Consider the following 19599-nt stretch of genomic DNA (forward strand, 5'->3'; position numbering starts at 1 on the left):
CTGGATCAAGATTGGGCCGGACTAGTCGCCGCCACCGCCTCCTCCACCGTCGCCACCGCCTCCACAGTCGCCGCCGCTGCTGCTGCCGCTATCGCTGCTCGAACAGCTGCCGCCGTCGCTCGAGCTCCCCGAACTGCCGCCGGAGAACCAGCTTCCCAGCGAGAAGCCGTCACTCGTCCCGGAATAGCTGCTGTCCCCGCCGCCACTCCCGCGGTCGCTGCCTGCGGTGGCGCGGGAGCGCCGTGCGCGGTTCTGGAGATGTGCGATCCAGCCGTAGCCGATCGCGAAAACGATCCCGGCCGCAATCAAGGCATTGACCATCGCGTTGCCCATCATCGTCTCCCAGTGGGGCCCATATTAGTTGGTCGTCTCCGGCAAAGGTGCCGTTCATTGATCATTTCAGCGAAATATGGAACCTTGCGGCCCAAAGGGTTCCCGTGTGTTGGTCTGAAAGGTCAAGCAATGAAGAAGTCGCTCATGGCGGTCGCTGCCGTCGCCACCCTGGCCCTGACGGCCGGATCGCCGGCCCATGCCCAGCGCGGCGTCGCCGCAGGCGTGGCAGCCGGGATCATCGGCGGCGCCATTGTCGGCGGTGCATTGGCTTCTCCGTATTATTACGGACCCGGCTATGGCTACTATCAGCCGGGCTACTACCCGCCGCGCTACTACGCCCCTGGTCCAGGCTATGTGGCCGACGACTATTACGGCGGCTGCGTCTGGCAGAAGCAGCGCTTCTGGGATGGCTATGCCTGGCGCGTCCGTCGCGTCCGAGTCTGCGGCTGAGGCACGCCAAGCCGGTTGACTACGGAGTTGCCGTTCATCTCGGGGCCTGAAAAAGACCGCTTTTTCTCGTCACAGGTCCGTGTGCGTTTACCGTGGATTGACCATTTGCGCGCTTCCTAGCTGCAAGGCCAATTCCATCAGAGTGTGCGTGAACCTTTGAAACCCGGGCGCCTCTAACAGGAGGAACCCATCTCCCAGGAGAGCCAAGAGCATGAACAAGACTTTAGTTGCCGCCCTCACGGTCGCGACGGTCGCCGGTTCGCTGGTGACCGCCGCTCCGTCCGCCAAAGCCGGTGACAACGTCGGCGCCGGCATCGCGGCCGGCCTGATCGGCGGCGCGATCGTCGGCGGCGCCATCGCGTCGAGCCGTCCCGCCTATGGCGGCCCGGTTTACATCGCCGAGCCCCCGCCGCCCGCGCCCTGCTACTGGCGCCGCGAGCGCTATTGGGACGGCTACGGCTGGGTCAGCCGCCCGGTTCGCGTCTGCTACTGATCTGATCGCAACGCGCTCATGAGCGCGGCGATCGAAGCCCGGCCGAGCACCTCGGCCGGGCTTTTTCTTTGGTGAGACACTAAAGCGCGATGAGATTTGGACGAATCGTCATCGCGCTTTAGGTCTTTGTTTGAGCATGATCTTTTCGGAAAAAACGCTTCACACTTTTTCCGGATCATGCTCTACCGCGCCGCCTGGATCGAACGCAGCACCTCTTCACTCGGCCAGCAATCGACTTTGAGTCCCGCCGACTTCTGATAGGCGCCGAGCGCGGCGCGCGTCTGCATGCCGGCCTTGCCGTCGATCTTGTCCTTGTAGAGCCCGATGCGCGTCAGCCCGCGCTGCATGGTCTCGACGTCCTTGGTGCGCAACTGCTTCGAAGCCGACCAGGGCGTTGCGAAGGGCAGCGGGCTCGTCATGCGGTCGCTGAGATGGCCGACGAACAGCACGTAGAGATCGGAGAAATTGTATTCCTTGATGACGAAGTAGTTCTTCGTGGTCAGGAACGACGGCCCGTAGATGCCTTCGGGCTGGAGCAGCGAGGCCGGCTGCGCCTGCTCGGCCGCGCTGAGCTTTTGGCCGCGCACCGGGACAAAACCCTCGCGCAGCCATTGGGCGATCGGCTTGGTTACCTCCGGCACGCCCGTCGTGCAATCGACCTTGGCCGGGGCCTGCACCTCGTAGGCCCAACGCAGGCCGCTCTGCCAGCCCTTGTTGACGAGCTGCTGCGCGGCCGAGGCCAGCGCATCCGGCACGGAGTGCCAGATGTCGATGCGGCCATCGCCGTCGAAATCGACGCCATGCTTGTAATATTCGGACGGCAGGAATTGCGTGAGCCCGGTGGCACCCGCCCAGGACGAGCGCATGTCCTTGCGCGTCACCACGCCTTCGCCGAGGATCTTCAGCGCGAGGATGAACTCGTTGCGATACTGATCCTTGCGCCGGCCGACATAGGCCTGCGTCGCCAGCACGCGAACCAGATCATAGGGCAGCGTGTAGCGGCCGTAATCGGTCTCGCGGCCCCAGATCGCAAGCATCATTGTTGCCGGCACGCCGGAGCTCTTCTCGATCTCGGTCAGCGCCGCGCGATATTTCTGCAGCAGCCGTTGGCCCTCGCCGGCCAGCCGCGCAATCGAAGCTTCCTTGACGTAGTCCGCCGGCACCTGCACGAACTCGGCCTGCGACGGCGCGCCGGTCGCCGGCCGTCCCGGCAAGAGCAGATCGGGCAGCTTGTAATCGGGCTCCAGCCCGCGCGTCTGCGCGTCGAACGTTGCGCGCGAGACGCCGGCCTGCTGGGCTTCCGGCCACAGCGAGGCGATGAACTGCGTGAAGGCGGCGTCAGCGGCGCGGGCGGACGACCAGCCGCAGGTGATGACGATCACCGCAGCGATGAGCGCCCGCCGCATCATGCCGCCATCACCGCGTCAGCTTCTTGTACTTCACGCGGTGCGGGATGATGCTGTCCTGGCCGAGCCGGCGCATCTTGTCCTTCTCGTAATCCTGGAAATTACCTTCGAACCATTCGACATGGCTCTCGCCCTCGAAGGCGAGGATGTGCGTCGCGATGCGGTCGAGGAACCAGCGATCGTGGCTGATGATGACGGCGCAACCGGCAAAGTCCTCCAGCGCCTCTTCGAGCGCGCGCAGCGTGTCGACGTCGAGGTCGTTGGTCGGCTCGTCGAGCAGCAGGACGTTGGCGCCGGACTTCAGCATTTTTGCCAGATGCACGCGGTTGCGTTCACCGCCCGAGAGCGCGCCGACCTTCTTCTGCTGGTCAGCGCCCTTGAAGTTGAACGACGAGCAATAGCCGCGCGAATTGACTTCCTTCTTGCCGAGCAGGATCAATTCGTTGCCGCCGGAGATTTCCTCCCACACGGTCTTCTTGCCGTCGAGCGCGTCGCGCGACTGGTCGACGTAGCCGAGATGCACGGTCTCGCCGACCGTGATCGAGCCCTTGTCCGGCTGTTCCTGCTTGGTGATCATCTTGAACAGCGTGGTCTTGCCGGCGCCGTTGGGGCCGATCACGCCGACGATGCCGCCGGGCGGCAGCTTGAAGGTGAGATCGTCGATCAGGAGGCGATCGCCAAAGCCTTTGCTGAGACCCTCGAAATCGACCACGTTGGCGCCGAGCCGCTCGGCCACCGGGATGATGATCTGCGCGGTCTGGGTCTGCTTCTCGCTGGCCTGCTTGAGCAGTTCCTCATAACGCTGGTAGCGCGCCTTGGACTTGGCCTGGCGTGCCTTGGGCGAAGACGCCACCCATTCCTGCTCGCGCGCGAGCGTCTTCTGGTGCGCGGCATCCTCGCGTCCCTCCTGCTCCAGACGCTTCTGCTTCTGCACCAGCCAGGACGAGTAATTGCCTTCGTACGGGATGCCGCGGCCGCGATCGAGCTCGAGGATCCAGCCGGTGACGTTGTCGAGGAAGTAGCGGTCGTGGGTGACGATCAGGATCGCGCCGGGATAGTTGCGCAGGTGCCCTTCCAGCCACGACACGGATTCCGCGTCGAGATGGTTGGTCGGCTCGTCCAGCAGCAAGAGCTCGGGCTGGTCGAGCAGCAGGCGGCACAGCGCGACGCGGCGACGCTCACCGCCTGAGAGCTTGGTCACGTCGGCGTCGTCGGGCGGACAGCGCAGCGCGTCCATGGCCTGGTCGACCTTGCTGTCGAGATCCCACAGGCCCTGAGCCTCGATCTCGTCCTGCAGCTTGGTCATCTCATCGGCGGTCTCGTCCGAATAGTTGACCGCGAGCTCGTTGTAGCGGTCGAGGATCGCCTTCTGCTTGGCGACGCCTTGCATCACGTTCTCGCGCACGGTCAGCTTGGGATCGAGCTGCGGCTCCTGCTCCAGATAGCCGACGCGGGCACCCTCGGCGACCCAGGCCTCGCCGGTATATTCCTTGTCGAGACCGGCCATGATCTTGAGCAGCGTCGACTTACCCGAGCCGTTGACGCCGAGCACGCCGATCTTGGCATCCGGGTAGAAGCTCAGATGGATGTTATCGAGCACCTTCCGGGTCGGGTAGCTCTTGGTCAGGCCCTGCATGAAATAGATGAACTGGCGCGCCATCGGTCCCGTGAAACCTTCGATTTGAGGAAATTTGCTTCGCCAGCGATGTAACGATCCCGCCTTCAAAGGGCAACGTTTTCCCTCCGTTCACCACGGATGAATACGGGACGGACACCATCCGGACGCAGATCCGGACAATTGAAACCATTTTTTAATAAAGCAGGCCAAAGCTCGGTTTCGCGCGGAAACAGCGCCACCCGCTCAGAACGAATGGGGAGCACAGCGAGGCCGCATCATGGCTCTGATCGAGACCAATTCTCTTCCCGTTCCGGCAGGAGCCGGGCGCACTTTCGGGTTCGCCTCGGAGATCAAGGCCTTCTGGAAGCGCTTCTTCGCCACCGCCTTCAATCCCTACCGGCCCGAACTGCATTACATGCGCGGCCCCGGGCCCGCCTGGCGCGCCAAGCACGGCCTGGATGCGCCGTTCCGCTTGAAGCCCCGCGACGTCTGAGAGACGACCTCCTATCGGACTTTTGAAGCCGCAGGCTGCTTGCGCGCTGGCGCGATTGCGCGCAACCATGGCCAGGTTCCGACGACGGCGCCCGCCCGGCGCCATCACCTCTCGCCATGGATGATCGCTGATGAGCCGGCTGCGCTGCGCAATCCTCGACGACTATTTCAACCTCGCCCTCGACGTCGCAGACTGGCCGAAACTGTCAGACCGCGTCGACGTCACCGTGTTCAGCCATCCCTTCGCCTCCGAGCAGGCCGCGGCCAGTGCGCTCACCGACTTCGAGATCATCTGCGCGATGCGCGAGCGCACGGCATTTCCCCAGAGCCTGTTCGATCGCCTGCCGAAGCTGAAGCTGCTGCTGACGTCGGGCATGCGCAACGCTGCGATCGACATCGAGGCCGCGAAAGCGCGCGGCATCGCCATCGGGGGCACGCAATATTCCCGTGATCCGACCGCGCCGCTCGCCATGGGCCTGATCCTGGAATTGACCCGCGGCATCGGCCGTGAGAACGCGCGGATGCATGCGGGCGAATCCTGGCAGACATTTGCCGGCGTCGAGATCGACGGCATGACGCTCGGCATCGTCGGGCTCGGCAAGCTCGGCAGCAAGATGGCAGGCATTGCGAAAGCGTTCGGCATGAACGTGATCGCCTGGAGCCCGAACCTGACGCCGGAGAAGTGCGCGGCTGTTGGTGTCGGCTACGCCACCAAGGAGGAGCTGTTCGCCAAGGCCGACATCGTCACCATCCACGTGGTGCTGAGCGAGCGCTCGCGCGGGCTTGTGAGCCGCGCGGATCTTGCGCGGATGAAGCCGACGGCCTTCCTGGTCAACACCGCGCGCGGGCCGATCGTGGATGAGCAGGCGCTGCTGGAAGCCTTGCAGGAGCGCAAGATCGCGGGTGCAGGCCTGGACGTGTTCTCGGTCGAGCCGCTGCCGGTCGACCATCCCTTCCGCAAGCTCGACAATGTCGTGCTGACGCCGCATCTGGGCTACGCCACCACGGATGGTCTGCGCATCCATTATGGCCAGATGGTCGAGGCGATCGACGCCTTCACCAAGGGCGGCGAGCTGCCGCGCAGGCTGGCCTGAAATCAAAAGGGCGTGCCGACGGCACGCCCTTCGCAAACATTGATGTTGAGGCGCTCAGCGCACGGTGACCGGCGCGGGCAGCGGCGGCACGACAGTGGGCTGCGTCCCCGGGACCGGGCCCGCCTGGGCGGACATCGGAGCCGGCCCGGCCGCGCTCTGCGTCGGCGCGGCTGAGGCCGTCGCCGTTCCCGGCGGCGGGCCGCCCGGCATCACGACAACGCGGGTGCCGACCTTGACGCGATCGAACAGGTCGGAGACGTCCTCGTTCAGCATGCCGATGCAGCCCGACGAGACGAACTTGCCGATGGTCGAGGGCTGGTTGGTGCCGTGGATGCGGTACACGGTCGAGCCGAGATACATCGCGCGGGCGCCGAGCGGATTGCCCGGGCCGCCGGCCATGAAGCGCGGCAGATAGGGCTGACGCTCGATCATCTCGGTCGGCGGATGCCAATCCGGCCACTCGGCCTTGCGGGTGATCTTCTGCACGCCGGTCCAGGTGAAGCCGTCGCGGCCGACACGGACGCCGTAGCGGATCGCACGGCCGCCTCCGAGCACGTAATAGAGGTAGGTGTTGGGCGTATCGACCACGAGCGTGCCGGCCGGCTCCTTGGTCTGGAACGCGACCTCCTGACGGCGCAGGTTCGGCGGCAGCTGCACCGGCGCGGCATCGGGCTGCTCCTCGGGTGGCAGCGCGGCCAAGGTCACCGGGCGGCCATCCGTGCCCACGGGCGGCTGCCCGGCCTGGACCGTGCCGGTCGCGGCGGGACCGCCGACAGCCTCGGGCGGACGCAGACCATCATTGGCAGGCGCCTGCTGAGGGGGACGGTCGGCGTAGATCACCGCCGGCGGACCGGCGGGCCGCCGTAGCGGGGATCGTCGGGCGACATCACGGGGCCCTGCGGCGCTGCCGAATAGACCGGCGGGGCGCCAGCCGGGCGACCGTAACGCGGATCATCAGGCGACATCACCGGGCCTTGCGGCGGGGCGGCCGAATAGACTGGAGGCGCGCCCATCGGACGGCCGTAGCGGGGATCGTCAGCCGGACCGGGCGGCGGCAGCGAGGCATGCGGCATCGCGTCGTCGTCTTCGTCGAGCGCGTCGAAATTCGGTACGCGGTCACCGGGCCGATATTCGGCCGGGGCGCCATAGCTCGGGACCTGCTGGACCGGATAGCTCTGAGCCTGAGCGAGCGAGGTTCCCGCCGCAGCGACTGTTGCGGCAGCGCATATCGTCAGAAAGTGTTTGATCATCATCGCTCTTGTATAGTCCCCAAGCCCGATCGGACCGTTAACGGCCAGATGACGGAAGATAGCGGCACATTCAAGACATATCAGGCTTATTTGCGCCGGACTTGCCGTTTTGTGATCCGCAAGACTACCGTTGCCCCGTTGCATCACGGGGCTGAAATCGTATCGCGCCATCATTTGCCGCGATGTTGGGCCGCGATTTTAACGGAACGATCCGGAAGCGTTGCGATATGGTCGAATCAGCCTGATTCGCCACTTTTTTGAGCTTCGATCCCGCGTGGCGAACGCGGCAAGCAGTACCGTCACCGCGTTCAGATGGCTCTTGGGCCCCGGCCACTCCGCCGCCGGGGCGGAAATTCGCAATCGCTCGATGCTTCCCGGCTTTCGCTTCCTGTTTGCCGCGATCCTGCTGTCAACCTCCATCCTGGTGTTCGGCCTAGGGGCCGCCGCGCTGCTGCGGGCGACCCATCAGCAATATGCCAGCAACCCCGGCTGGCGGAACGGCCCGCAGGAGCAGGTGTTTGCGCAAGCGCCCGAGCCGGCCCAGCCGGTGCTCGCGGTGCTGCGGGCCGAGCCGGAGTTGCCCGCCGAGACCACGCCATCGCTCCGCGACCAGGTGCCGACCATCGCTCTGCCCCTGAGCGAGCCCGAACAGGTTGCCGCACTGACGACCGAGACCGAGGCTCAGCCTGAGGCCGCCACGCCCCAGGCCGAAGCGCCGGCCATCGAGCCAGCCAGGCCCGAGCCGATCGTGGCGGCGGCAGCGCCGGCTTCCACGGATACGCTGACCCCCGCCGACACCACGGCCGCGACTCCCGAGGCCCAGCCTGCCGAAACCGCCAGCGAGCCGGCACCGGCTGACCCTGCCCTCGCGGCCGCGGCGATCGATGTCGCCTCGGCAAGGCTCGCTGCGCTGAACGCTGCCCCGGCCGCGACGGACGCGCCGGCGAAGGCCAAGGCCGAGAGCAGCAAGCCGGACAGCAAGGCCACCAAGCGCAAGGCCAAGGTCAAGAAGCGCCAACGCGTGGTGCGGCGCCCGCCGCCTCAGCAGCTGCAGCAGCAGCTCGATCCGTTCGGTCAGCAGCAGCCGGCTTTCGCGACAACAACGACCGCACGTACGCGCTGACTCGTCACTCCGACAACCTCACGCCGGACCGGTCGCGATAGCCGGGCCGCCGGCCTGGCCCCATTCCGACCACGAGCCGTCATAGAGCGCGGTGTCGGTGATGCCGAGGCGGTAGAGCGCGAGGGTCAGCACGCCGGCGGAGACGCCGGAGCCGCAGCTCGTCACGATCGGCGCATCCAGCTTGACGCCGGCATTGGTGAAGGCGGCGCGGAGCTCCTCGAGCGGCTTCATCTCGCCGGTCGCGGCATCGAACAAGAGGTTGTAGGGCACGTTGCGGGCGCCGGGAATGTGGCCGGAGCGGATGCCCGGCCGCGGCTCGGGCGCGCGGCCTTCGAACCGATCGGCAGCGCGCGCGTCGATCACCTGCTCCTTGCGGCTTTCGAGGTTGGCGATCAGCTGCTGCATGCTGCGCACGCGCTTTGCATCATAGCTCGCCGTGAAGGTCGCAGGCTTCGGCTTGACCTCGCCGCTCTCGATCGCGCGTCCCTCGGTGCGCCACTTCTTCAAACCGCCATTGAGGATGCGCACATTGCCGTGGCCGTAGGACAGGAACATCCACCAGGCACGCGGCGCTGCGACCCAGCCGCCGGCATCGTAGAGCACGACGGTGTCGCTGTTTCCGATGCCGAGATTGCCGACGTCGCGGCCGAACTGCTCCGCGCTCGGAAACATATGCGGCAGCGGATTGGAATGATCCGACACCGCATCGACGTCGAAGAACACCGCGCCAGGCAGATGCGCGGCGAGATAATCGTCCTTCGGCAGCGGCAGCACGCCCGGCAGCTTGAAGCTGGCGTCGACGATCTTGACGTTGGCATCGCCCATGTGAGCGGCGAGCCATTCGGTGGAGACGAGGGGGTCGGTGGCGGTCATGCGATGTCTTTCTTGTCGTTCCGAAGTTGAAGCAATGCGCATCAAACTCCGCTGTCATCGCCCGGCTTGACCGGGCGATCCAGTATTCCAGAGGCGGTTATGATTGAGCCGAGAGGCTGCGGCGTACTGGATTCCCCGCTTTCGCGGGGAATGACAGCGGAGATTGGCGCGACGGCGCAGCACTTCTCACCCCTTCTTCTTCGGCTCCCACTTCTCGGTCGGCCCGCCGGCATCGCGCCAGGCGGCGTAGCCACCGGCGATGTGGGCGACGGGCTTGAGGCCCATGTCCTGCGCGGTCTTGGCCGCGAGCGCGGAGCGCAGGCCCCCGGCGCAGTGGAAGACGAACTTCTTGTCCTCCTGGAAGATCGGCTTGGCGTAGGGGCTCTGCGGGTCGATCCAGAATTCGAGCATGCCGCGGGTGCAAGCGAACGCGCCCGGGATGCGGCCGTCGCGCTCGATCTCGCGGGGATCGCGGATGTCGACGATGACGACGTCGCCGTTCTTGGAGATCTCGATCGCGTCCTTGGCGGTGAGCGTCTCGATCTCGGCATTGGCCTCGTCGATCAGCGCCTTGATGCCGCGGGTGATGGTCTGGGGCATATCTGTTCCCTTCTCTTTCGTCATTCCGGGGCGCGCGTAGCGCGAACCCGGAATCCATTTCTCTACACGCGCTGCGGCCCGATGGATTCCGGGCTCGATGCTTCGCATCGCCCCGGAATGACAGCAATCAGTGCGTCAATTCCTTCATCGCACTCTCCAGCCCCTCGATCGTGATCGGATACATACGATTGGCGAAGATGCGTTTGATGATGGTGGTGGATTCCGAATAGTCCCAGTGCTTCTGCTGCACCGGGTTCAGCCACACCGTGTGCGGATAGGTGCGGATGATGCGGTCGAGCCAGACCGAGCCGGGCTCCTCGTTGACGTGCTCGACCGAGCCGCCGGGCACCATGATCTCGTAAGGCGACATCGAGGCGTCGCCGACGAACACGACCTTGTAGTCGTGCGGGTATTTGTGCAGCACGTCCCAGGTCGGCGTGCGGTCGGTGAAGCGGCGCTTGTTCTGCTTCCACACGCCCTCATAGAGGCAGTTGTGGAAGTAGAAATACTCCATGTGCTTGAACTCGCTCTTCGCCGCCGAGAACAGCTCCTCGACCTGCTCGATATGCGCGTCCATGGAGCCGCCGATGTCGAAGAACACCAGCAGCTTCACCGCATTGCGCCGCTCGGGGCGCATGTGGACGTCGAGATAGCCGTGATTGGCGGTCTCGCGGATGGTGGTGTCGAGATCGAGCTCGTCGGGCGCGCCGGTGCGCGCGAATTTGCGCAGGCGCCGCAGCGCCACCTTGATGTTGCGGATGCCGAGCTCGACGTTGCCGTCGAGATCCTTGAATTCGCGCTTGTCCCACACCTTCACGGCGCGGTTGTTGCGGTTCTTCTCCTGGCCGATGCGCACGCCTTCGGGATTGTAGCCGTGCGCGCCGAACGGCGAGGTGCCGGCGGTGCCGATCCATTTGCTGCCGCCCTGGTGGCGGCCCTTCTGCTCCTCGAGGCGCTTCTTGAGCGTCTCCATGAGCTTGTCCCAGCCCATGGCCTCGATCTGCTTCTTCTCTTCTTCCGTCAGGTATTTCTCGGCCAGCTTCTTCAGCCACTCCTCGGGGATCTCCGCCTTGTCCATGGCGTCGAGCAGGCTCTCCAGCCCCTTGAAGACGGTGCCGAAGACGCGGTCGAACTTGTCGAGGTTGCGCTCGTCCTTCACCAGCGAGGCGCGCGACAGGTAATAGAAATTCTCGACCGTGTAGTCGGCAAGGTCGGCGTCGAGCGCCTCCATCAGCGTGAGGTATTCGCGCAGCGTCACGGGGACCTGCGCATCGCGCAGAGAGGTGAAGAATTGCAGGAACATGGGTGACAGATTGCCCGTCGGGTGGCTGACGTCAAGGGGCGGCACTTCACCTCTCCCATCGGGAGAGGTCGGCACGCAGTGCCGGGTGAGGGGCTTCGCTTCCTCGTGGGACCGGCGCCCCCTCACCCGATTTGCACCGGACGATGCTCCGCATCGCCGGGAGCAAATCGACCTCTCCCCGCTGGGGAGAGGTGAAGCAAGATCACGACCGTGGTGATTCAACGTGGACCGGCAGGCTTTTTGCTCTAGAATTGCCGGCCTCAAGGGGTTGTTTGGGGGACGTTTGCAATGGGAATTGTCGCGGCGCTGATCATCGGCGCCATCGCCGGCTGGCTGGCCGGCAAGATTGTCCACGGGGCGGGATTTGGGCTGGTCGGCAACATCGTCGTCGGCATCATCGGCGCGCTGGTGGCGAGCTGGGTGCTGCCACAGCTGCACATCCAGCTGGCAACGGGCACGATCGGCGCCATCGTCGACGCCACGATCGGCGCAGTGATTGTGCTCGTCATCCTTTCGCTGATAAGACGGGTCTGAAAGCCTGACCGAACCAGGAACGGCCGCCCTGCGCGGCCGTTCCCATGTCGCGACCGGGGCGATGCAATTGGCAATTCCCGGGACGACGACCAACAAGGACGCGCGATGAAATTTACCGGCACCAAGGACTATGTTGCGACCGATGACCTCAAGGTCGCCGTCAACGCTTCGATCGTGCTGGAGCGCCCGCTCCTGGTGAAGGGCGAGCCCGGCACCGGCAAGACCGTGCTGGCGGAGGAAGTGGCGAAGGCGCTGAACGCGCCGCTTCTCACCTGGCACATCAAGTCCACCACCAAGGCGCAGCAGGGACTCTACGAATACGACGCGGTGTCGCGCCTGCGCGACAGCCAGCTCGGCGATGAGCGCGTGTCCGACATCCGCAACTACATCAAGCGCGGCAAGCTGTGGGACGCCTTCACCAGCGAGCAGCGCCCGGTGCTCCTGATCGACGAGATCGACAAGGCCGACATCGAATTCCCGAACGACCTGCTGCTCGAGCTCGACCGCATGGAATTCCATGTCTACGAGACCGGCGAGACGATCAAGGCCAAGCAGCGCCCGATCATGATGATCACGTCCAACAACGAGAAGGAGCTGCCGGATGCGTTCCTGCGCCGCTGCTTCTTCCACTACATCAAGTTCCCCGACGCCGACACGATGGGCCGCATCGTCGACGTGCACTTCCCCGGCATCAAGAAGCGCCTGGTCGAGGAAGCGTTGCGCATCTTCTTCGAGGTGCGCGAGGTGCCTGGCCTGAAGAAGAAGCCGTCGACCTCGGAGCTGCTCGACTGGCTCAAGCTGCTGCTCAACGAGGACATGAGCGCCGAGCAGCTGCGCGAGCGCGACCCGCGAAAACTGATCCCGCCGCTGCACGGCGCGCTGCTGAAGAACGAGCAGGACGTGCATCTGTTCGAGCGGCTGGCGTTCTTGAGCCGGCGGGAAGTGTAAGGCACGCCGTAACGCGTCGCATGGTGCCGTAGGGTGGGCAAAGGCGCAGAGCGCCGTGCCCACCCTTCCTCCGTGATGGATGCCGATCGTGGGCACGCTTCGCTTTGCCCACCTTACGATATCTGCGCTGCGTCCGGGGCACGAGTGCGGGCAAGGGGCAACGGCGTCATTCTCCAAATGCCACTGTCATTCCCCGCGAAGGCGGGGAATCCAGTACGCCGCGGCTTCTCGGTTCTAGCGCACCTTCTCGGAGTACTGGATCGCCCGCCTTCGCGGGCGATGACAGCGCGTGCGTAGCCGCAGACACACCTTCGCAGCCTCGCGGCTCATCTCGCCCGAGCTTTGCTTCATTCCATCGCCCCGAAAGAAAGAGGGCGCAGGGAAGACCGGGTGCCGACGGGCACCCGCGGTCCGCTGCGCGAAAAGCACACGCAGAGAAACCGCACAGCAGCATACAGGTGTCGCCGATCACTCGGCCTTCCCTGCGCGATGGTCGGACGGCTTATGCCGCGCTCTCCCGGGAGCCGAATTCCTTCTGGCCTCCCTCGCCCCGCGAATTGACGATGCCGTCTGCCCGGTTGGGCTCGCGCGCACCTTCGCGGAAGGCTTGACCGTAGCAACGACGGCCAGGACCACACGGTTTTGCCGTACGCAGCTCATCCAGCTTCGCCAAGAGGCTTCGCCGGACTTCGGCGCCGTTCGTCTGCACGTGGCCGCGGACTCACAGGGACTACCCGCCCTGCCCGCACCTTCGTGTCGACGCTGCCGCGTCCATCGCAACCCGGCCCGCGTTTCGAACGACTCGCGAACCGCCCCTCTTCGTCGGGCCGGGCTGTTTCGATCTATGCCGCAATTCCGAATTTCGGTAAAGTGGAATATTTTTGCGTGCAGGGGTTGACGCGGCAGCGACACAGCCGAGCCGTAGCTTGTAGGGTGGGCAAAGGCGCACTTGCGCCGTGCCCACCACCTCTACAATATTGCAACAGAAGCGTGGGCACGCTTCGCTTTGCCCACCCTACGCAGATCGGCTGCTCACGCCACCGCCGTCTCCGGAATCCTTGCGGCTTCCATCGGCTGCTTGCCGCGGATCAGGTCCGAGGCGCGGTCGGCGATCATCATCGTGGAGGCGTTGAGGTTGGCCGAGATCATGCGGGGCATGACGGAGGCGTCGATGACGCGGAGGCCTTCGAGGCCGTGGACGCGAAGGTGGTCGTCGACCACCGCCCAGGTGGAATCCGCCGGACCCATGCGGCAGGTGCAGCCGGGGTGGAAGGTGGTGGTGCCGCGCTCGGTGGCGGCGTGCAAAAATTCGTCGTCGGTGTTGACGTTGGGGCCGGGGAAATCCTCGTAGGCGTAATAAGGCGACAGCGGCGCACTCTTCAGCAGGCGGCGCGCCAGCTTCATGCCGCCGACGATGACGCGGCGGTCGAGCTCGGCGTCGAGATAATTGGTCTGGATGATCGGCGGCGCGAACGGATCGCTGGAGCGGATGCGGACATAGCCGCGGCTCTCGGGCCGCTGCTGCCAGGACGCCACGGTCATGCCGGGCTCGTCCTCGAGCTGGCCTTGCACGCCTTCCTTGTAGCTTGCCGGCGTGAAGGTGAGCTGCAGGTCGGAGCTCTCGGCGCTCTCGCCGGAATGCCAGAAGCAATAGACCATGGTCGGCGACAGCGACAGCAGGCCGCGGCGCGCGGTGGCCCATTTCATCGCCTCGACCCAGAGCCGCCAGCCGCGGCGAAGTTCGTTGATGGTCTTGATGTCTTTTACGCGCGCTACCGTCCGTGGCGCGTAATGGTCCTGCAGGCCTTCGCCCACCGGCAGCGCGTGCCGCACGGCAATACCGTGCTGCTGCAACAGATCCGGCGAGCCGATGCCGGAAAGCTGAAGCAGCTGCGGCGAATTATAGGTGCCGCCGGACAGGATCACTTCCTTGTTGGCGCGCACTTCGACCGGCTGCCCGCCGCGCCCGCCCTTCATGTAGCGCACGCCGACCGCGCGCTTGCCTTCAAAAATGATCTCGGTCGCGTGTGCATGGGTATGCACATGCACGTTGGGCCGCTTCATCGCCGGCTTGAGGAACGCGGTCGCGCCGGAGACGCGCAGGCCGTTGTTGATGGTGCGCTGGCAGTAGGAGACGCCTTCCTGGGTCTTGCCGTTGTAATCGGGGTTGCGGGGAATGCCGAGCGAGACCGCGCCTTCCATGAAGGCCTCGCAGAGCGGATCGCGCCAGTTCATGGTGGTGACGATGAGGTTGCCGTCGCGGCCGCGATAGGTGTCTTCGCCCTCGCCGACCCGCTTCTCCAAGCGCCGGAAGTAGGGCAGCACGTCGGCATAGCCCCAGCCGCGATTGCCCATCTGCGCCCAGGTGTCGAAATCCATGCGCTGGCCGCGATTGTAGATGTGGCCGTTGATCGAGGACGAGCCGCCGAGCGTCTTGCCGCGCGGCGCGTAGATGCTGCGCCCGCCGGTCCAGGGCCCTGGCTCCTGCTGGTAGGCCCAGTTGATGCTCTTCATGTGGAAGGTCTTGATGAAGCCCGCCGGCAGATGGATGTAGGGATGCCAGTCGGAAGGGCCCGCCTCGAGCACGCAGACGCTGACGTCAGGATCTTCGCTGAGCCGGCTGGTGAGCACGCAACCGGCGGAGCCCGCGCCGACGATCACATAATCAAATCTATCCATGGTCCCTCGGCCGCCCCTAGCGCGGCTTGTCGTTGAGTTGGAATTCCAGGTGCGCCTGCACCGTCGGCCATTCGGCGGCGGTAATGCTGTAGACGACCGTATCGCGCAACGTGCCGTTCGGCGCGATCTGGTGGCTGCGCAGGATGCCGTCCTGCTTGGCGCCCAGGCGCTCGATGGCGCGGCGGCTCTGGTGGTTGAAGAAGTGCGTGCGGAACTCGACCGCGATGCAGTTCAGCGTCTCGAAGGCGTGGCGCAGCAGCAGCAGCTTGCACTGCGTGTTGAGCGGGCCGCGCTGCGCGCTCTTGCCATACCAGGTCGAGCCGATCTCGACGCGGCGGTTCGTGGCATCGATGTTCATGTAGGTGGTCATGCCGACGATGGTGCCGCCGGCGTCGAACACGGTGAAGGGCAGCATCGAGCCGGCAGCCTGCAGGCCGAGGCGACGGTCGATCTCCTTGCCCATGTTCTCCGGCAGCGGGATCGCCGTGTACCACAGCTTCGACAGCTCGCCGTCCTTGACGGCCTCGACCAGCCCCTCGCGATGATCATGCGACAGCGGCTCGAGACGGGCGTGCTGTCCGCGCAGGGTGATGGGGTCGGGCCAGGGCATTTGAGGTTGTCTCCAAGAAAAACGACTGGTCGTCATTCCGGGGCGACGCGAAGCGGCGAGCCCGGAATCCATACCACGAGCCGGGGTTATGGATTCCGGGCCTGCGTGCTTGCGCACGCATCCCGGAATGACGGCGGAATTTGTACAGCACGTTCAGAATGCCGGCTCAACACATTCTCACTTATTCAAAAAATTCAACGGCAATCCGCCGCGCGGCCAGTCCATCGCGATCAGCTCGCCCCTGCCCGACAGCGTGATGTAGGCGGTTTTGAGCTCGGGGCCGCCGAAGGCGATGTTGGTGGTGACGCGGTCGCCGGTCGGGACCTGTTCCACCAGGGTGCCGTCGGGCGCGACCACCGAGATGCAGCCGGAGACGAGCGTGGCGACGCAGACATTACCGTTCGCTTCCACCGCGAGCGAGTCGAACATCTGGTAGCCGCCGAGGCCGCAGATCGGCTGGCCGCGCTCGCCGCGATAGATCGGATCGCGCGGCTTGAGCGTGCCCGGCGCCGAGAGCTCATAGGCCCAGAGCCGCCCGGTCGGCGTCTCCGCGATGTAGACCGTGCTCTCGTCCGGCGACAGGCCGATGCCGTTGGCCGGCAATATGCCGTGCACGATTTCGACGATCTCGCTCATGCCGGGCTTGAGGTAATACATGCCGCCGACGTCCATGTCGCGCGCGCGGCGCTTGCCGAGATCGGAGAACCAGAGGCCGCCGTGCTTGTCGAAGACGAGGTCGTTCGGCCCGCGCAGATCGTGCGCGCCGCATTTGCTCACGACGGTCTCGACCTTGCCGGACTGCAGGTCGACGCGCTGGATCGCGCCGCCGAGATAATCGTCCGGCTGCGGGCCCGGCATGATCATCTTGCCGGCCGGAATCCAGGAGAAGCCGCCATTGTTGCAGATGTAGATCTTGCCGTCGGGCCCGAGCGCGGCGCCATTCGGACCGCCGGGAATTTTCGCCACGATGTCCTTGCGACCGTCGGGATAAATGCGCGTCAGGCGCTGGCCGCGGATCTCCACCAGCACCACCGAACCGTCCGGCATCACGACCGGCCCTTCGGGAAATTCGAGGTCGGTGGCGAGAACGCGGACGTTGGACATTGGAGACCCTCCCGGCTGCTTGTTATGGCTTGCACGGGATGTCCGGCACGGGCCCCCGCAGGCAAGATTTGCCTGCCGTTATGGCAAAGTCACTGGGGCTTGCCAAGCAAGCGGGACGGTATGCCAGCGTTGCGTGTTATTCTTTGACCGGTATCCAGATTTCGAAGCCGCCGTTGCCGGTGGCGGGATCGAATTTCTCGTCATAGCGCTCGAAGTTCGGCGCGTCCGCGGCTGTCAGGCCAGACGTTGGCAGCCATTGATTCCAGATCATGTTGACGGTGCGCCGGATCGAGGCGACGTGGTCTTTGTGCGTGAACACCGCATAGCGCTGCTCCGGAATGCGGATGCGACCGAAGCGGCGCGGCAGGTCGGAGAAATCGGCGACCTCGACGCCGGCGATGTAATCGAAATTGCCGGCATCATCGCCGTTGCAGCAGACGCCATAGGCGACTTGACCGATGGGCGCGGGAATGTCGCCGACCTCCCGATTGAAGCGCTGCCATAAACCGGGGATCATGGCGCCGTTGTCGCAGGCGATGCGCTCGGCGGGACCGGCGACGAGGAAGGCCTTTGCCGTCTCGAAGCGCGGTGGGACAAGATGGTCGAGCATGGTGGAATCCATGAGGATCGGCTCCTGTAGCCTGAGCTGGTTGACGCACGCTGCCGCCCTCACCGCTTCGGGCGTGGTGCCGAACTGGTCGCGGAACGCGCGGGTGAAAGCTTCGTGCGAGCCGTAATCCGCCTCCAGCGCCAGTGACAGGATGTCGGGTGCGCCCTTTGCCAGGCAGCGCGCCGCCTCCGTCAGCCGCCGCGCGCGCACGTAGCGCATCACCGGCAGACCGACTGCTGCGGCAAACGCACGCACGATGTGGAACCGCGACACGCCCGAGATCGCAGCGATCTCGTCGAGCGTCAGCGGCTCGGCCAGATGGCTCTCGATGTACCAGAGCGCACGCTGGGCTGGATTCATGGCGGTTCAGGCCCTCGTTCGAAGCGCGGCGATGATGCGCCGCGCGGCATCGCCCTGCTTGATCGGCATTGCTGTCCTTCGCACGAGGATAGCCGGCCAACGGCCACTGGCAACGCCCCCGTGTTCGTGGCTACACTCGTCGAAACCGCTCACCAGAAAGAGGAACCCGCGTCATGGAAATCACCGATGTGCGGGCGCACCATATCCGCATCCCCTATGATTCCGGTGTCGCGAGCTTCCGTCAGGGCGCTTCCGCCATCACGGCCCTCGACATGGTCCTCGTCGAAGTCACGACCGATGCCGGACTGACCGGCTGGGGCGATGCCTTCGCCTATGTCTGCCCGCGCACGACCCGCAGCGCGGTCGAGGAGATGATCGCGCCGCAGGCCCGCGGGCTGAAGGTGCCCGATGCGGCCGGCATTGCCGCAGTGATGGAACAGATCCAGCGCAACCTGCATCTGTTCGGCCGCTACGGCATCACCATGTTCGCGATCTCCGGGCTCGATATCGCGTTGTGGGACCTGGCCGCGAAGGTCGCCGGCGTGCCGCTGCATCGCCTGCTGGGCGAGATGAGGCGCACGGCGATTCCGGCTTACGCGAGCCTGCTCCGGATCGGCTCGCCCGACAACATCGCCGCCGAATGCAGGAAGGCGCTCGCGCTCGGCTATGGCGCGATCAAGCTGCACGAGACCACGACCCCTGCGGTGCTCGCCGCGCGCGCGGCGATCGGCCCCAACATTCCGCTGATGGTCGACATGAACTGCCCGCTGACGGGCGAGCAGGCGATCGCCTTCGCGACGACATGCCGCGACGCACAGCCGATGTTTCTGGAAGAGCCGGTCTGGCCGCCGGAAGACTTTGCCACGCTAGCCGAGGTGCGCAGCAAGAGCGGGCTCGGAATTGCCGCCGGCGAGAATGCCTGCACCGAATATCAATTCCGCCAGATGATGGAGGCAGGCGCGGTCAGCCACGCCCAGCCCTCGGTGACCAAGGTCGGCGGCATCACGGAATTCCTGAAGGTCGCGGCGCTGGCCGATCGGTCCGGCATCAAGATCGTGCCGCACTCGCCTTACTTTGGCCCGGGCCTGCTGGCGACGCTGCATCTGCTCGCGACGCGCGACGACGGGCTGGTCGAGATGTTCTATCTGAAACGCGAAGCCTGCCTCTGGGGCGGCCGCGCCGATGTCGATGCGACCGGCCACGTCGCGGTGCCCTCGGGTCCCGGGCTAGGGTACGAGCCCGATCGTGGCGTGATGGAGCGCTATCGCGTGATGTGACCAGCGCGGTTATTTCGCAGCGTCCTTCGCCGGCGGCGCGTCCTGTTTCTTCTTCAGATCCTCGGCAGTCTTCGCCTGCGCGGCCTGGAGATCGAGAAGCGTCTTCTGCAGGCCGGCGACGGCGGTCTTCAACGCATCGATCTGACGACCCGCGGCATCCAGCTTCTGCTGATGGTCGATGGTGAGCTTGGTGATCGTCTTCTGCAGGAAGTCGACATTGCTCTGCAGGCAGCTGGTGCGGCGCTCCATGGTCTTCTCGACCGTGCAAATCTCGATGCCGGGCACGTCCTGCGCGAGCACCGGCAGAGGCGCCAGCGCTGCGAGCAGCAATATCGCGAAACAAATGCCGGCGTTTCGAAGCAGCATGAAAGTTCCTCGGTCAGTCGATCACATCAATGTGCGCTGTTTGTGCGCAGCCGCGTGAGGCTACCACACTGGCACC

At 65.3% G+C, this 19599-nt stretch carries 19 protein-coding genes and 1 pseudogene; 8 read left to right on the top strand and 12 right to left on the bottom strand.

The window, feature by feature from the left end:
- Window positions 1–21: 21 nt before the first annotated feature.
- Complete coding sequence (locus tag ACNJYA_RS29125; RefSeq protein ID WP_260382555.1) at window positions 22–336, bottom strand: hypothetical protein; 315 nt, start codon at window positions 334–336, stop codon at window positions 22–24.
- 126 nt (window positions 337–462) lie between these two features.
- Here ACNJYA_RS29125 and ACNJYA_RS29130 point away from each other — a divergent pair, with 126 nt between their 5' ends.
- The gene (locus ACNJYA_RS29130) at window positions 463–783 is read left to right on the top strand and encodes a hypothetical protein (protein WP_172786779.1); all 321 of its coding nucleotides are present in this window, start codon (window positions 463–465) and stop codon (window positions 781–783) included.
- 211 nt (window positions 784–994) lie between these two features.
- Entirely contained in the window at window positions 995–1276 is a 282-nt protein-coding gene (locus ACNJYA_RS29135) for a hypothetical protein (protein ID WP_025034459.1), read from the top strand.
- A gap of 182 nt (window positions 1277–1458) precedes the next feature.
- Here the strand turns inward: ACNJYA_RS29135 and ACNJYA_RS29140 are convergent, their stop codons facing one another.
- Entirely contained in the window at window positions 1459–2685 is a 1227-nt protein-coding gene (locus ACNJYA_RS29140) for a lytic murein transglycosylase (RefSeq protein WP_439364066.1), read from the bottom strand.
- Window positions 2686–2692: 7 nt separating this feature from the next.
- Window positions 2693–4342: an energy-dependent translational throttle protein EttA gene (gene ettA, locus ACNJYA_RS29145; protein WP_439364067.1), complete on the bottom strand. Its 1650-nt coding sequence runs from the start codon at window positions 4340–4342 to the stop codon at window positions 2693–2695.
- Window positions 4343–4577: 235 nt separating this feature from the next.
- On the opposite strand from ettA, the gene ACNJYA_RS29150 reads away from it, so the two are divergent.
- Both ACNJYA_RS29150 and ACNJYA_RS29155 read left to right on the top strand, forming a co-directional pair.
- Window positions 4578–4793, top strand: coding sequence for a hypothetical protein (locus ACNJYA_RS29150; RefSeq protein ID WP_260382551.1), 216 nt, complete (start codon window positions 4578–4580; stop codon window positions 4791–4793).
- A 130-nt stretch (window positions 4794–4923) separates the two neighbouring features.
- On the top strand, window positions 4924–5886 hold the full coding sequence (locus ACNJYA_RS29155) for a D-2-hydroxyacid dehydrogenase family protein (RefSeq protein WP_439401123.1): 963 nt from the start codon (window positions 4924–4926) through the stop codon (window positions 5884–5886).
- Between the two features lie 54 nt (window positions 5887–5940).
- Here the strand turns inward: ACNJYA_RS29155 and ACNJYA_RS29160 are convergent.
- Window positions 5941–7139 (bottom strand): annotated as a pseudogene (locus tag ACNJYA_RS29160) (L,D-transpeptidase family protein).
- A 364-nt stretch (window positions 7140–7503) separates the two neighbouring features.
- On the opposite strand from ACNJYA_RS29160, the gene ACNJYA_RS29165 reads away from it, so the two are divergent.
- Window positions 7504–8259, top strand: coding sequence for a hypothetical protein (locus ACNJYA_RS29165; protein WP_439401124.1), 756 nt, complete (start codon window positions 7504–7506; stop codon window positions 8257–8259).
- Between the two features lie 18 nt (window positions 8260–8277).
- Here the strand turns inward: ACNJYA_RS29165 and sseA are convergent, their stop codons facing one another.
- The 3 genes from sseA to ACNJYA_RS29180 form a co-directional block, all read right to left on the bottom strand.
- Entirely contained in the window at window positions 8278–9132 is an 855-nt protein-coding gene (gene sseA / locus ACNJYA_RS29170) for a 3-mercaptopyruvate sulfurtransferase (RefSeq protein ID WP_439401125.1), read from the bottom strand.
- A 186-nt stretch (window positions 9133–9318) separates the two neighbouring features.
- Complete coding sequence (locus ACNJYA_RS29175) at window positions 9319–9732, bottom strand: rhodanese-like domain-containing protein (protein WP_028179894.1); 414 nt, start codon at window positions 9730–9732, stop codon at window positions 9319–9321.
- Between the two features lie 127 nt (window positions 9733–9859).
- The gene (locus ACNJYA_RS29180) at window positions 9860–11035 is read right to left on the bottom strand and encodes a vWA domain-containing protein (protein ID WP_260383638.1); all 1176 of its coding nucleotides are present in this window, start codon (window positions 11033–11035) and stop codon (window positions 9860–9862) included.
- A 288-nt stretch (window positions 11036–11323) separates the two neighbouring features.
- Between ACNJYA_RS29180 and ACNJYA_RS29185 the strand changes: the two genes are divergently transcribed.
- The gene (locus tag ACNJYA_RS29185; protein WP_172786788.1) at window positions 11324–11569 is read left to right on the top strand and encodes a GlsB/YeaQ/YmgE family stress response membrane protein; all 246 of its coding nucleotides are present in this window, start codon (window positions 11324–11326) and stop codon (window positions 11567–11569) included.
- Window positions 11570–11674: 105 nt separating this feature from the next.
- Window positions 11675–12517 carry an AAA family ATPase gene (locus ACNJYA_RS29190; RefSeq protein WP_172786789.1) on the top strand — a complete coding sequence of 281 codons (843 nt, stop codon included), beginning with the start codon at window positions 11675–11677 and terminating at the stop codon, window positions 12515–12517.
- Window positions 12518–13549: 1032 nt separating this feature from the next.
- Here ACNJYA_RS29190 and ACNJYA_RS29195 read toward each other — a convergent pair.
- From ACNJYA_RS29195 to ACNJYA_RS29210, 4 genes are all read right to left on the bottom strand, one after another.
- Window positions 13550–15196 carry a GMC family oxidoreductase gene (locus ACNJYA_RS29195; protein ID WP_439401126.1) on the bottom strand — a complete coding sequence of 549 codons (1647 nt, stop codon included), beginning with the start codon at window positions 15194–15196 and terminating at the stop codon, window positions 13550–13552.
- Between the two features lie 16 nt (window positions 15197–15212).
- Complete coding sequence (locus ACNJYA_RS29200; RefSeq protein WP_172786826.1) at window positions 15213–15806, bottom strand: GNAT family N-acetyltransferase; 594 nt, start codon at window positions 15804–15806, stop codon at window positions 15213–15215.
- Window positions 15807–15983: 177 nt separating this feature from the next.
- Window positions 15984–16910: an SMP-30/gluconolactonase/LRE family protein gene (locus ACNJYA_RS29205; RefSeq protein ID WP_439401127.1), complete on the bottom strand. Its 927-nt coding sequence runs from the start codon at window positions 16908–16910 to the stop codon at window positions 15984–15986.
- Window positions 16911–17046: 136 nt separating this feature from the next.
- The gene (locus tag ACNJYA_RS29210) at window positions 17047–17880 is read right to left on the bottom strand and encodes an AraC family transcriptional regulator (protein WP_439401128.1); all 834 of its coding nucleotides are present in this window, start codon (window positions 17878–17880) and stop codon (window positions 17047–17049) included.
- A 173-nt stretch (window positions 17881–18053) separates the two neighbouring features.
- Here ACNJYA_RS29210 and ACNJYA_RS29215 point away from each other — a divergent pair, with 173 nt between their 5' ends.
- On the top strand, window positions 18054–19157 hold the full coding sequence (locus ACNJYA_RS29215) for a mandelate racemase/muconate lactonizing enzyme family protein (protein ID WP_439364075.1): 1104 nt from the start codon (window positions 18054–18056) through the stop codon (window positions 19155–19157).
- Between the two features lie 9 nt (window positions 19158–19166).
- Here ACNJYA_RS29215 and ACNJYA_RS29220 read toward each other — a convergent pair whose 3' ends face one another.
- Window positions 19167–19523: a hypothetical protein gene (locus ACNJYA_RS29220; protein WP_439364076.1), complete on the bottom strand. Its 357-nt coding sequence runs from the start codon at window positions 19521–19523 to the stop codon at window positions 19167–19169.
- Between the last annotated feature and the right edge of the window lie 76 nt (window positions 19524–19599).

The sequence above is a fragment of the Bradyrhizobium sp. BLXBL-01 genome, assembly GCF_051853025.1.
Taxonomy (GTDB): Bacteria; Pseudomonadota; Alphaproteobacteria; order Rhizobiales; family Xanthobacteraceae; genus Bradyrhizobium.

Bases quoted from the DNA above. Each gene is read 5' to 3' on its own strand.
- ACNJYA_RS29130 (WP_172786779.1), top strand. From the start codon at position 463: ATGAAGAAGTCGCTCATGGCGGTCGCTGCCGTCGCCACCCTGGCCCTG.
- ACNJYA_RS29180 (WP_260383638.1), bottom strand. From the start codon at position 11,035: ATGTTCCTGCAATTCTTCACCTCTCTGCGCGATGCGCAGGTCCCCGTG.
- ACNJYA_RS29185 (WP_172786788.1), top strand. From the start codon at position 11,324: ATGGGAATTGTCGCGGCGCTGATCATCGGCGCCATCGCCGGCTGGCTG.
- ACNJYA_RS29215 (WP_439364075.1), top strand. From the start codon at position 18,054: ATGGAAATCACCGATGTGCGGGCGCACCATATCCGCATCCCCTATGAT.
- ACNJYA_RS29190 (WP_172786789.1), top strand. From the start codon at position 11,675: ATGAAATTTACCGGCACCAAGGACTATGTTGCGACCGATGACCTCAAG.
- ACNJYA_RS29210 (WP_439401128.1), bottom strand. From the start codon at position 17,880: ATGAATCCAGCCCAGCGTGCGCTCTGGTACATCGAGAGCCATCTGGCC.
- ACNJYA_RS29200 (WP_172786826.1), bottom strand. From the start codon at position 15,806: ATGCCCTGGCCCGACCCCATCACCCTGCGCGGACAGCACGCCCGTCTC.
- ACNJYA_RS29125 (WP_260382555.1), bottom strand. From the start codon at position 336: ATGATGGGCAACGCGATGGTCAATGCCTTGATTGCGGCCGGGATCGTT.
- ACNJYA_RS29205 (WP_439401127.1), bottom strand. From the start codon at position 16,910: ATGTCCAACGTCCGCGTTCTCGCCACCGACCTCGAATTTCCCGAAGGG.
- ACNJYA_RS29135 (WP_025034459.1), top strand. From the start codon at position 995: ATGAACAAGACTTTAGTTGCCGCCCTCACGGTCGCGACGGTCGCCGGT.
- ACNJYA_RS29220 (WP_439364076.1), bottom strand. From the start codon at position 19,523: ATGCTGCTTCGAAACGCCGGCATTTGTTTCGCGATATTGCTGCTCGCA.
- ettA (WP_439364067.1), bottom strand. From the start codon at position 4,342: ATGGCGCGCCAGTTCATCTATTTCATGCAGGGCCTGACCAAGAGCTAC.
- ACNJYA_RS29150 (WP_260382551.1), top strand. From the start codon at position 4,578: ATGGCTCTGATCGAGACCAATTCTCTTCCCGTTCCGGCAGGAGCCGGG.
- ACNJYA_RS29165 (WP_439401124.1), top strand. From the start codon at position 7,504: ATGCTTCCCGGCTTTCGCTTCCTGTTTGCCGCGATCCTGCTGTCAACC.
- ACNJYA_RS29155 (WP_439401123.1), top strand. From the start codon at position 4,924: ATGAGCCGGCTGCGCTGCGCAATCCTCGACGACTATTTCAACCTCGCC.
- ACNJYA_RS29175 (WP_028179894.1), bottom strand. From the start codon at position 9,732: ATGCCCCAGACCATCACCCGCGGCATCAAGGCGCTGATCGACGAGGCC.
- sseA (WP_439401125.1), bottom strand. From the start codon at position 9,132: ATGACCGCCACCGACCCCCTCGTCTCCACCGAATGGCTCGCCGCTCAC.
- ACNJYA_RS29195 (WP_439401126.1), bottom strand. From the start codon at position 15,196: ATGGATAGATTTGATTATGTGATCGTCGGCGCGGGCTCCGCCGGTTGC.
- ACNJYA_RS29140 (WP_439364066.1), bottom strand. From the start codon at position 2,685: ATGATGCGGCGGGCGCTCATCGCTGCGGTGATCGTCATCACCTGCGGC.